Source organism: Pedobacter miscanthi, from assembly GCF_032678605.1.
Taxonomy (GTDB): domain Bacteria; phylum Bacteroidota; class Bacteroidia; order Sphingobacteriales; family Sphingobacteriaceae; genus Pedobacter; species Pedobacter miscanthi_A.
The window spans coordinates 1-12,652 of the sequence record NZ_JAVTSU010000020.1; the positions used below are offsets into that span (position 1 = coordinate 1).

8 protein-coding genes are annotated in these 12,652 nt (G+C 37.7%); 6 read left to right on the forward strand and 2 right to left on the reverse strand.

Translation table 11 applies throughout. From position 1 onward, the window contains the following. Positions 1–97 precede the first annotated feature (97 nt). Together R2R28_RS23715 and R2R28_RS23720 are read left to right on the forward strand one after the other, a co-directional pair. Positions 98–415: a GIY-YIG nuclease family protein gene (locus R2R28_RS23715; protein ID WP_316828138.1), complete on the forward strand. Its 318-nt coding sequence runs from the start codon at positions 98–100 to the stop codon at positions 413–415. Positions 416–467: 52 nt separating this feature from the next. Further along, positions 468–1,142 (forward strand): LytTR family DNA-binding domain-containing protein, encoded by a 675-nt coding sequence (locus R2R28_RS23720; RefSeq protein WP_316828139.1) that lies wholly within the window; start codon positions 468–470, stop codon positions 1,140–1,142. 103 nt (positions 1,143–1,245) lie between these two features. Here R2R28_RS23720 and R2R28_RS23725 read toward each other — a convergent pair whose 3' ends face one another. Continuing rightward, positions 1,246–7,608 carry an alpha-2-macroglobulin family protein gene (locus tag R2R28_RS23725; RefSeq protein WP_316828140.1) on the reverse strand — a complete coding sequence of 2,121 codons (6,363 nt, stop codon included), beginning with the start codon at positions 7,606–7,608 and terminating at the stop codon, positions 1,246–1,248. A gap of 165 nt (positions 7,609–7,773) precedes the next feature. On the opposite strand from R2R28_RS23725, the gene ribH reads away from it, so the two are divergent. The 3 genes from ribH to ytxJ all read left to right on the forward strand — a co-directional run bounded on the left by ribH (position 7,774) and on the right by ytxJ (position 8,918). Then, positions 7,774–8,265 carry a 6,7-dimethyl-8-ribityllumazine synthase gene (ribH, locus tag R2R28_RS23730; protein WP_316828141.1) on the forward strand — a complete coding sequence of 164 codons (492 nt, stop codon included), beginning with the start codon at positions 7,774–7,776 and terminating at the stop codon, positions 8,263–8,265. Positions 8,266–8,375: 110 nt separating this feature from the next. Further along, on the forward strand, positions 8,376–8,498 hold the full coding sequence (locus R2R28_RS23735) for a hypothetical protein (protein WP_255420130.1): 123 nt from the start codon (positions 8,376–8,378) through the stop codon (positions 8,496–8,498). Between the two features lie 87 nt (positions 8,499–8,585). Beyond that, positions 8,586–8,918 (forward strand): bacillithiol system redox-active protein YtxJ, encoded by a 333-nt coding sequence (ytxJ, locus tag R2R28_RS23740; protein WP_316828142.1) that lies wholly within the window; start codon positions 8,586–8,588, stop codon positions 8,916–8,918. A gap of 383 nt (positions 8,919–9,301) precedes the next feature. Here ytxJ and R2R28_RS23745 read toward each other — a convergent pair whose 3' ends face one another. After that, a complete protein-coding gene (locus R2R28_RS23745) occupies positions 9,302–10,819 on the reverse strand; it encodes a malate:quinone oxidoreductase (RefSeq protein WP_316828143.1) in 1,518 nt (505 codons plus the stop codon). A 396-nt stretch (positions 10,820–11,215) separates the two neighbouring features. Here R2R28_RS23745 and R2R28_RS23750 point away from each other — a divergent pair, with 396 nt between their 5' ends. Then, positions 11,216–12,517 carry a hypothetical protein gene (locus R2R28_RS23750; protein WP_316828144.1) on the forward strand — a complete coding sequence of 434 codons (1,302 nt, stop codon included), beginning with the start codon at positions 11,216–11,218 and terminating at the stop codon, positions 12,515–12,517. Positions 12,518–12,652: the final 135 nt, after the last annotated feature.

Consider the following 12,652-nt stretch of genomic DNA (forward strand, 5'->3'; position numbering starts at 1 on the left):
GTTAGATTTATCTTGATTTTACTATATTTAAAATGTCCTTCTACTCCGCTCAGGATGACACCCTCTATAATGACCTGAGTCGAAGCGCAAAAATTAAATGGAAACTTATACGGTCTATATTTTAAAATGTGCTGATCACTCCTATTATACAGGTGTTACCGATGATATTGATAGGCGCCTATACGAACACCATAATGCTATAAATCCAACTTGCTACACCTCAACCAAAAGACCGCTAGTTTTAGTATTTTGCGAGCACTTTAAAGACATTAACGAAGCAATAAGTTTTGAAAAACAGATTAAAGGCTGGTCGAGAAAAAAGAAAGAGGCTATTATAAACGATAATTGGGATAAACTTAAAGAACTATCCATTTGTAAAAATATTACTAGCCATACGAATTTTACCAAATCATAGGCTTCCTTCATCAGCATGACAGGGAAAAAAAACACAAAGAACAAATAAAAACATGATTGCCATAGCTATAGATGATGAACCGATTGCACTTGATATTATAAAATCTCATGCATCAAAAGTTCCGTTTGTAGATTTGCAACAAACTTTTACCGATGCTTTCGCTGCGATCAGTTATCTTCAACACAACAAAGTTGATCTGCTTTTTCTGGATATCAAAATGCCCGACATTAGTGGCATTGATTTTTTAAAGAGTTTGAGCAAACCCCCAATGGTGATTTTCACTACCGCTTATACCGAGCACGCCGTACAAAGTTTTGAACTTGATGCTGTTGATTATTTGTTAAAACCTTTTTCCCTTTCACGTTTTTTAAAGGCCTGCAATAAGGCCCAGGAACTCTTTAACTTGCGAAACCAGAAACAGGAGGCCAAATCGGAATACATTTTTATAAAAGACGGTTATGAACAAATTAAGGTGGAATTGACAGAAATCCTCTATGTGGAAGCTTCTGGAAATTACACACAAATCCAGCTTCAAGATAAATTGTTAAGCTCTCGCATTACCATTAATGATCTGGCTGAACTATTGCCAAAAGCAGATTTTATCCGTTGCCACCGGGCTTTTATTGTTGCCAAAAACAAAATATCCAAATTTGACCGCAGCCAAATTTGGATCGGGAAAAAAACTATTCCCATAGGAGCCACATATGGAGGAATCCAGTTAAATTAAATCTACTGATAGATCTCTCCACTCCGTTGCAATTCAGTCGGGAGGACGATCGATGTATTTTAAACCTAGCAGGTTTTAAAAACCTGCTAGGTTTGTAACCCATTTATTTGACATTAACCCTTATACCGGCTGAGTGTGTAGTAAACTCAGGCGCATACATGCTTTGCAAACTGGTAATCCCATTCGAAAAGTTTCCGGCATGGGTAACCCGTAACGGGTATTCGAATACATAAGTTCCTTTAGGCATATAACTGATAAAGAAATTGGTTGAAGCATCTTTTGTACTTTCGTAATAACCCAGGCCATCCTGATATTTATATTGGGAGATTACATTTACAGGTTCAAAACCTGATGAACGCATATCTTTCAAGTGGATGTATTCCATATCCCTGTCGCAATAAATTTCTATACGTACCTTTAATAAATCTCCCGGTGCCAATATATTGGCTGCAGTAAGCGGCGTAAGTATATCACCTTTATTGCTGGCTTTCTGAATAAATAATTGCTTTTTAATTTTAATTCCTGTATTTGCCGATGTTATTTTATCCAGCTGCTCAAAATATTGCCAGTAAAATGCACCCCAGGCTATGGTTTTGTTATTATTTTTAACGGCTACCTTACCCATTTCAGGTTTTACATTTACACCGGCAATGGTTAATTTCTGGTAACCCGTTCCGGCTTCTTTTGTGGCATTTGGTTGCTGCAGATCTTCCAGTTTCTCACCGCCAATGGTAATTTCAGGCTCCTTACTTTCGGTTAATAAATCGGTACCTTTCATTAATAGTGCATAACATGCCGCTGTAGTAGCTTTAGTGGTTTTCCAATCGTTGGTTTGTTTATTTTTAAGTAGCCAGATTTTCATTTCTTCAACCGCTTTGGCATCATTTGCTACCTCATCGAATACTTCAATTAACAAAGCTTGAGTTTCAACCGGACTTTGATACCACCACCAACCTGCTTTGTTTGTAGCCCAATACATGCCCAGTTCATCGTTTTGTTGTGCAGTTTGATTTAGCAGTGTAATAATTTTTTTCGCTTCCAAGCTGTTACCATTCCTGTTGAGCACTAAGGCTGTTTGTGCTAATTGATAGGCATCAAAGTTTTTCCAGTTGGCTGTTAGTTTTTTAAGGTAAAATTCTTTGGCTTTTACAAAATCGGTACTGGTGTTTTTTTGATCGGTATAACTTCGGGCAAACAGGTAGTGAAGTGGCAAGTAAGCAAAACGTTTTCCCTTCACTTCATCATTATAATCTTTAACTAAAGCTGCATCCAGATAAACAATAGCTTTACTGAGCATTTTATTAAAGTTTGGATAGGCTTTTTCGTCAATCAGTTTCAGTTTTTTTAACTGCCCCATTCCTAAAACGATGTGTTGCGTAATGTACCTGTCTTCTCCCATACCGTTAAACCACGGGAAAGCACCGTTATTGAACTGCATTTTCTCTAATTTCTCAAAATTGTTTTTCAACTCATAAGTCATCCGGTTTAAATCGAAAAGCACAGCTAAACGTTTTTTGCGTTCAGTTTCATTATCCGCGTTGCGTACCCAGGGTGTTTCTTCCAATAAAATAGATTTGAGTTCCTGGTTTTTTTCCAGGTTGGATAAAAGCGCTTCCCCATTATTGGTGTTTTTCCATTGATCAAAAACTGTTTTAATTTTTGGCGATGAATTAATAATTCCTGTTGCAAAACTATTGGCATAAAAACGGCTGAACGTTTGCTCTGCACACTCGTAAGGATATTCCATTAAATAAGGCAAAGCCTGTACCGCATACCATACCGGGTTTGAGGTAAACTCAAAAGTTAAACGCTGGTTGCGTAAAGTTTTGGAACTACGCGATTTTTCGAGCTTTTCGAAATCGAACGTTTTGCTGGTATTGCCGCGCACATTTATCGGCATACTTTCGGTTACCAACATGGCATTTGCTAAAACCGGAATGGTATTTTCCTCACCATCGCTAAATTTGCCACTCTGGGCCAAAACTTTGTAGGTAATGGCACTAATGCCCGATGGGATAATCAGGGCCCATTTTAGAACAGTATTGCCTTCATCGTCGATTTCAAAAGTTTTTTCAGTTTTTTCATTTGCTGCAAAAATCCGGATCGGTTTAGCTGTTAGGGCATCTGCAAGTGTTAAACTGGCATTGCCTGTAAGTTTTTTACCCGCCAGGTTATTGAGCTTGGCGCTCAACAAAATCGTATCCCCTTCGCGAAAAAAACGCGGAGCATTGATTGCAATGGCCAATTGTTTTTGGGTAACCAGTTCATTAGTGATATACGCTGTTTTTAAATCTTTGGTATGTGCAAAACCCATCATTTTATAACGGGTTAAACTTTGTGGAATGGTAAATTCGATTTTGATCTCGCCTTTGGCATCAGTTAACAACTGCGGATAAAAAAAGGCAAGCTCATTAAAATTAGTACGGGGGGTTATATTTTTGATTTTAAGGGATTCTATTTCCTCACGTAGTGTTTCTGACTTGCTTTTAACTTCCGTTGCAAAAGCCAGTGTATCTGCAGATCTACTGCCATAAATTGCATCAGTCGCTAAGCCTGCAGCTTTACCTTGCAAAGGAGCTGCTGCCGTAATTTGTGCACTCGAAGCAGCATAACTTGTTTTTTTCTGAGATCCATAACCTGTAACCACCACCTCACGTAAAGCCGTACCATCATCTTTCAGTACAACATCTACACGCTTTTTATTCCCTATTTTTATCGAATACGATTTATATCCGATATAAGTGAAATTTAATTTTTCTCCTGCTTTGGCATCAATGGTGTAAATGCCAAAAACATCGGTACTTGTTATAATTTTACCCCATTTTACCTGCACACCTGGTAATGTTTCGCCCTGGCTATCGAATACCACCCCGTAAACTAATTTACCGTTTTCTAATTCAGCCAGTTTTTTCAATCCCTCCGGCAACAGTCCTTTTCTTTTAGGTCGCCGTAAATTATCCATATAGTTGCGGTAACCATAATTATATCCTCCGTAATATTTGTATCCAAACAAGTTCAGGTTTTCGTAACCGCGTGTTATTGCACTATAACTATGATCTGACCTTAAAAACCACAGGTAACCCGGGTTTGCAATATTATTTACATTATAGTTCCAGTTATAAAAACCGTAGTTAAAATTGGTTTGTAAACTGGTATTCCAATACATTTGTTTCAGGTCATCCAGGCTTGCATCGTATAATGTGGCTACCATTTCTGCCATTTGTTTTTCGCCGTTACGATTACTGATCTGCAATTTCCAGCTCTCCTTTTCACCGGGCTGTAATTTATCCCGAAAGGTTAAAAATTTAATATCAAGTGTTTTATCAGGATCGATGATTTTAACAAACATTGGCGAATTATAGGTAGTGCCTTGATGTACCATGGTAAACTGTACGGCAAATCCATCTTCATAATAAGCTTTTGGTTTTATTTTAATGATTTTTTGCATCGGCGAAACATCAATCCAAACTTTTTCGGCTATGCTGTCTCGATAATAAACCTCGTAATATGCTTTAGCATTTTTAGTTAAGCCTGCCAAACGAAATATAGCGCTTTCGGTAGGTTTAATGTTGGTTTTTTCTGCTATAACCCACTCCCAGTTACTTTGTATTTCTGCAGGCTTTTCATTGTAAATGATAACGTATTTATCCATTTTAAGGGTATCGTTCTGTTCATTTACAGCTGATAAACTGATTTTGTAATAACCTGGTTTCAGGTCTTTTTGGCTAAAGGTTAGGTTGCCGCGACCGTTTTTAACCCCAGGATTTTGCCTAAATCCGACCGATTTTACCGGCCATTTAGCTACTTCAAGCTCATTGTTATAATCATCATCCGGAAAGTTTTTTATAAACACTTCCTTAGCCATTGCGTAATTTTCGGCATAAAAAGGACTTTTGTTCATCAATCTAGATGGGGCCTGTAATAAGCTCCATTCTGCTTTAATGCCGGCTTTGATGGGTTCGTTGTTTAAATTGGTTACCGAAAATGAAATGCTATCAGTTTTATTGCTCACGTAAACAATTTGTTCGGCACTGATATTAAGTGTAATATCCTTTTTTCCAACATTTAAACTGGTGGTTTTAGTACGGGTTTCGCCGTTCAAATCTGTTACTTCCGCTTCAATTTCATAACTATAGTTTAGCCGGGTATCGCTGGCTTTTGCTAAAAAAGCAATCTCGAATTTACCGCCTGCTTTGGTATTTGTTTTACCAATGGCAATTTGTTTCCTTTCGGCATACATTCTTGAGCCGTAAATGGCATTACGTTGTGCGTAGCTTAAGCTATAATTATCTATTACCTTACTAAAAACCTTATAATTTACCTTTGCATTGCTTACTGAATATCCAGAGAAAGCACTGGCCGTACCCGAAACTTTAATGCTGTCATTTAATTTGTAATGCTGGTTGCGCTTATCAAAAACCAGCTCAAAAGTAGGTCGTTTATACTCCTCAACCTGTACATAAATACTGCCATAAGTGGTTTCGATTCCCATTTGGCCATTTAATTTCCCCATTGGAATGGTAAAAGATCCCTGAAAAGTTCCGTAATCATTACTCATCACCTTAGTGGTGGTAATTTCTTTTCTGTTTGCATCTTTAAAAGAGACATCGAGCGCTTTGTTTACTTCTATTTTATTCTTCCCTTTTTGAAGTTTTAAACATAATCCTTTGTAATAAATGGTTTGTCCGGGGCGGTAAATCGGTCTGTCGGTAAATAGAATTACACGCTCTTTATCCTCGTCTTCGTCATCCCCGTAGTAGCTATTGTAATTGTTGATGCTGATCTGTAATTCATCTTTACCCAAGGTTACCAGTGCAGCACTCCTATTCGCCTGAATTTCATCAGTACTGGCATAACCGTCATCGTTAGTGGTTAATAAAGTACCATCAACATATTTACGGGTATTATAATCATATCTCCGTTGCCTGATATTTACCTGTTTTAAAGGCGCACCACTACCAAGATCGCTAACAAAATATTCATGTTTATTAAGATTACGCCTATTGATTACCGCCATTTTAGTAACCTTAAAATTGACGCTACTGTATAGCGTATCGTTCTGTTTGCGGTTAAAGGTTTGTACAATCAATGTATAACTCCCAAAAGGCAAAGCATCCAATTTATCAATCAACGAATGTGTTTGGTAATCGCTTGTTTCCGGTACGGTTATATTCCACTGTTTAACCACCTTATTTTTGCTTAAAAAAGCTGAAAACTCGGCCTTGTTGTTAAACTGTTCATATTCGTTTTTAAATTGAGGCGAATGGTACAACCGTAAATGTATGGTATCTGCATTTTTGTACGACAGGTACAACTGGGCGGGTTTATCAGGCTGTATATATTGTTTTATTTTAACAGACAAATCGCTGCTTTTTATCTCTTTAATCAACTTCCCTGCATTCTCCGCACCAATACTTTTAGGAAAAGCAACTATCGCTTTTTCGGCTAAAGCAAGCGCTTTAACCAGGTTCTGCTTGTTGCTATCAACCGGCAGCTGCAGGTTTTTATGTATAAGGGCCTGCTCATACAAAATATCAGCGTAAACTTCGGTTTGAGTGCTTTGTTCGGCCAGTTGGTTTAAAGCACTGTAATACAACCCCTCACTATCGCCGGTAAAATGCTGTTGTACAAATTTTAACCGTTTTAAATCTACATCAGCCAGAGCAGAAAAATTATTACTATTCTGATGAAATTTAATCAGGTTTTTAAATAACTGCAAAGCCTGCGGCGTAAATGAAGTGCTGTCGGCTGGAATCGCAATAGCCAAAAATGTTTGTCTCTTCCCAAATAAACCTACATCTCCCATGTCAATTAATTCATCATCATATTGTGTAAGGCCAATCTGGGTATTGCTAAAAACATCGATGGCGCGGTGGGCCAGCAAATCGTACAAACTAGGCCGAAAACTTCTGTATTTTTTATCGCCGGCCAAAACGGCATCAAGGGTATCTACTTTTATCTGTTGTAAAAGTTGGCTTTCTTTTAAAGATAGCAGGTAGTATTTAACCGTTTCATCGTTCAGTTTTTTGATGCTCCAGGTTTTAATATCATCGCCAATGTAGCCTTGCACCTGTGTGCGCTGGTTAATTTGCCAGTGGTTTTGTTGCAGGTAATTCCAATAGGTTTCGGCTAAAAGTGATTGCAAAATACTTTTTTCGGGTTGTTTTGCATTACTGATATCTTTACGTAAATCAATCAAAATCTTATCAAAAGCATTTTCTTCCAGGTAACTTTGAAACATCATCCGGTAAATAACCGACTTAATTAATAAAGGGGCATTGTGTGTTTGATGAGCATGTTCGCTTATTTTTTCAACCAGTGCCAGCGCATCTTTAGGTTGGGGCAGGTTGGCAATAGAATCGACCTTATCAAAATCGTTTAGCGTATATTTCTGCTGAGCAAAGGCATTAAACGATAGCAAAAAGATAAAAAGAAATAAAGCGGAAAAGCGTAGCGATAAGTTCATAAGGTAGATTTGCATTTTAATTAAAGATGGATTTAACGCCTAAATTCCATAAGCGGTTAAAATTTATCTGATTGTGATACGAATCTAAGTATTAAAGCAATAAATGTTACAACCAGCAAACATTAAGGTTTTTAACATTCGAGGCATAACATTATCTTTGTCCCCATGTCAACACAATTAAAAAATCTATCTGATTTCTCTCATACCACTGTTCCTAGTGGTGTAAACTATAAATTTGGGATTATTGTAGCCGAGTGGAATGCCGAAATTACCGGCGCTTTATATAATGGTGCATTAAAAACCTTGTTAGCAAATGGCGTTGCTGAAGAGAATATTGTTTCTTTACCAGTACCAGGAAGTTTTGAACTAACCGGAGGAGCAGAAATTTTGTTGAGCAAAAGAAGTGATATCGATGCCGTAGTTTGTTTAGGCTGTGTAATACAGGGCGATACCAAACATTTCGATTTTATTTGCGATGCTGTAGCACAGGGTGTAACAAATGTGGGCATTAAATATAGTAAACCCGTTATTTTTGGGGTTTTAACCACTAATAATTTAGAGCAGGCACAAGATCGTGCAGGTGGTAAACACGGCAACAAAGGCGATGAGGCTGCAATTACTGCCATTAAAATGGCCGATTTTTCTGCACAGATTTAAACTTGTGTTTTAATAATTATTTGTAACTTAGAAGTTTAAAATTTATCAGATCGATGAAAATATTGCGGATACCGCGATTGCTTCTTCACCATTGAAAATAACTTATACGGATGAAAAAAGTAGCCATCTTATTATTGGCGGTGTTTTGCACCATTACCATTTTAGAATCTTGTTCTTCTAAACTTTGTCCTGCTTACGGATCTTATCCTGAAGGAAAACGCAGAAGAAACTAAGCTTCCAATCAACAATCTTCATATTCAGGTCATTTGCAGAACTTTATTCAACTGCAACTGTTATCCTGTAAACAATAATATAATATCATGACTTGGGTTAACTTAACTTCAATAGAACAGCTTGATGAAATCAAAAACACAAGCGGTTTTAGCCTTATTTTTAAACACAGTACACGTTGTTCTATCAGTTTAATGGCTAAAAAGAATTTCGAATTTGATTGGGACGTGATTCCGGCAGATACAACACTTTACTTTTTAGACCTGATCAGTTACCGCGATATTTCGAACAAAATTGCAGAGATATTTCAGGTAGCTCATCAATCGCCACAAATTTTAGTAATAAAAGATGGCGATTGCGTACTGGAAGCATCACACAGCGATATTTCTGCCGACGAAGTTGCAGAAGTGATTGCTGCATAACGATAAAAAGATTTCAGCAAAAGGGTATTCAAGCAATTGGATACCCTTTTTATTTGGAAGTGGGCTTTTTTTTTAGAAAAGCAAGGTCCGGTTTGCTATCGGCCCCACCAGTCCTGCTGTACACTATAGTTCCGATTGAAAAAACCGGAAGCTGCCGTTCCCATCAGGTTTATTATCATAAGGCCTGTGAAGAGAAACACAAAACCTTCCTACGCAACGAAAAAACCTTTTGTTTATATTACCAATTATACATCCCGCCGGCACGGTGCATCGAATGAGTATTAATTGGTGGGCATGTCCCCACGGGACGATTCATAGGTAGCACAAATAAAAAAGGTCCCGATTTACATCAGGACCTTTCAAAAATTTATTATTGTTATGGCCTAAGCCACTACAACATTTTCTATCTTCAAAATTTTCGAAGTTTTATTTCTGGTTGCTTTACAAAGCTCAGCATCCTGGGCAAGCGATTTTCCATAAGTAGGAATCATCTCTTTAATTTTAGCTTGCCATTCCTCAGTAGCTAAATCTTCAGCAAAACAACGGTTTAATAAATCGAGCATAATCGATACCGCTGTTGAAGCTCCCGGAGATGCCCCTAATAAAGCTGCAATAGAACCATCGGCTGCACTAACCACTTCGGTACCAAACTCTAAAATACCACCTTGTTTTTCGTCTTTTTTAATTACCTGAACACGTTGTCCGGCATATTCCAACTCCCAGTCTTTAAGCTCGGCCGTTGGTAAATATTCTTTTAATGCCTCTAACCTATCCTCTGGCGACTGCCTTACCTGCTCAATCAAATATTTGGTTAAATCAAGGTTGTGCAATCCGGCAGAAATCATCGGACGGATATTATTGAATTTAATCGATTTCGGCAAATCTAAAAATGAACCATTTTTAAGGAATTTGGTCGAAAACCCAGCATACGGACCAAATAACAAGGCTTGTTTGCCATTAATCATCCTGGTATCCAAATGCGGTACCGACATTGGTGGCGCACCAACCGCTGCTTTTCCGTAAACCTTGGCATGGTGTTTCTTAATAATTTCCTCATTGGTACATTTCAGCCATTGCCCGCTTACCGGGAAACCACCAAAACCTTTTCCTTCAGGAATGTATGATTTTTCCAACAAGGGTAATGAACCTCCACCAGCACCGATAAATACAAATTTAGCTATACGTTTACGCTTATCTCCACTTTCAAGATCTTTCACCTTTACAATCCAGTTGCCATCCTTGTTCTTTTTCAGGTCGCGGATTTCGTGGTTAAAATGGATATTCACATTACTTTGCTCCTTTAAGTTGTTAAACATATCGCGGGTTAAAGTACCGAAGTTAACATCGGTTCCTAAATCCATTTTGGTTGCAGCAACTTTTTCGTTTTTCTTGCGACCATCCATAATCAATGGGGCCCAGTTTTTTACCTGTTCCGCATCTTCGGTAAACTGCATATCGCTAAACAAATCGCATTGTGTTAATGCATCATAGCGTTTTTTAAGATAATCTACATTCTTTTTACCCCAAACAAAACTCATATGGGGAATATTGCGGATAAAATTGCAAGGGTCAGAAACCAGTCCTTTATTTACCAAATAAGACCAAAACTGCTTAGATACCTCAAAATGCTCCGCAATCTGAACCGCCTTTTTAATTTCAACCGTACCGTCCTTCTTCTCGGGGGTATAGTTTAATTCGCAAAAAGCAGAGTGCCCCGTTCCGGCATTATTCCATGCATCAGAACTTTCTGCTGCAGCAATATCCAAACGTTCGTAGATTTCGATACTTAAATTGGGCTCTAATTGTTTTAACAAAACACCAAGGGTTGCACTCATGATGCCTGCCCCTATTAAAATTACATCAGCGTCAGTTTTACCAACTGTCTTTTTCTTTTTTGTCATCTTATTTTAAAGGATTTACAAATTTAGAATGATTTTAAACATCCCACGAATTTTAAGGCATTAATTCTTAAAAAAATTGCCTAAAAATTAGAAATATCACCTTTTCTAATAGGCATTTATCAAAGTTTAGTCCAAAATTTAAAAGCTTAATCTTTAAATTTAAAAAAGACATTAAAACAACATTAGAAGCGCGTTATCAATCTCCTAAAAACCATATCGATTAAGTAATATATTTTACGAGTCTGCAGCAAAAAAGACTTCATTTTTAATAGTTTCTTAATAAAACATAAAATTAAACCTAAAAAACAACATAAATGCTGGCAAAATCTTATTTCGCATCTTTTTTAACAGCGAAAAACTTAGTTTTATACATCTATTTATAAAGCGAATTACCTCATGAAAAATTTATTCTTGTGCTGCGTTATACTATTTTTTATATCATGTTCCGGAGAGAAAACCGATCAGCTCCTGCTCGAACTCGATAAAAAGAAACTCTCAGAAAACATTAATTACGATAAAATCATTTTTTATAAGTTTGCAAAAATAGCCGTGCGCTCAACTGCTGTACAGGATACCACCCAGCCTGAATACCAGAAATTCAGTAAACAGGCACAAAGTGTGGTTAAAACTTTAAATAGCATTAACGGCCATGGTAACGACAGGATCTCTGTGATTGATGCACTCAGGGTGTATAAGGAATACCGCTCGGTGAAACAGTTTGTAAAAGAAACCGATGAAGATGTTTTTCCACTCTTAACGGAGGGTTTCATTACCATGAACTCGGGGACAAAAACACCAAATCCTTTTTTCAAAGATTCGGATAAGGCTTATTATCAGAATATAGAACATGCCATTTTAAGCATGGCCGTATTGGCCACCAGGGATTTGGGCCAACCTTTTGCCCTTTACGAATGCTCCAAAACCCAACCCGAACTGCTTGATGATTGCGAAATCAAAACCCTGCTCGAATTTGTCCGCGGTTTTCTGTTTTTTAGTAACAGCCTGTTTTACCTTTCAGAAGATGGCCTTTCGAGGAACATTAAGTGGCTCGATAAAAATGAGAAAATTCCATTGCCCTACACGAAATCCTTTTTTGGCTGGGGAAATTTAAATGATGAGCAAACACACTTAGCTTTTCATGGAATGAATTACATTTTCAGGGGTTTTGATCGGATGAGGATGGAACGTAAAATAGATGAAGAACGATCGCTTGAAGATTTTGAGGCTTTTTTAACCGATATGAATAAACTTGGCATCCAGAATGAACTGGTTTGGGGAATTACTGCTTATCTGAATTTAAAAAAAGAAAAGCCTGAAAAATCGCTTCCTGCACTGGAAAAATTGAGTCGAAGTGCATTATTTTCCAATTCAGAACGCGAAGCTTTGCAACAAAGCATGGTTTATGTAAAAGAGCGCAAATCTGATAAAGCTTTAACTGGTGTGTACGATAAAGCATTTATCGGCAAAATTGCCACTAAATATATGATTGCCCTATTGGCTAAGGTAAATTGGGAAAAACTGATGAAGGAACAAGGTGTTCCTTATACCGGGGAAGTGTTTGCGGGCATCAATAAGTTTAAAGCGCTTTCCAATTCGGTAAGTCAATATACCCAACCTTCGACCATAGAAAAAGGGAAAAAAGAGATTGGCAAAAAAGGCAGTGAGCTGTTAGAAAAAGCAAAAGGATGGTTGGATTGATTAATCGAGCCCGACATCTCCAACAGGTTTTATAAAGAAAAGCCGTCATTGCGAGGCACGTAGCGATCGTGGTAAGATTGCTTCCTCGGCTGAAAAAGCCTCTTCGCAATGACGACTCCCCGCAGCCATCTATTG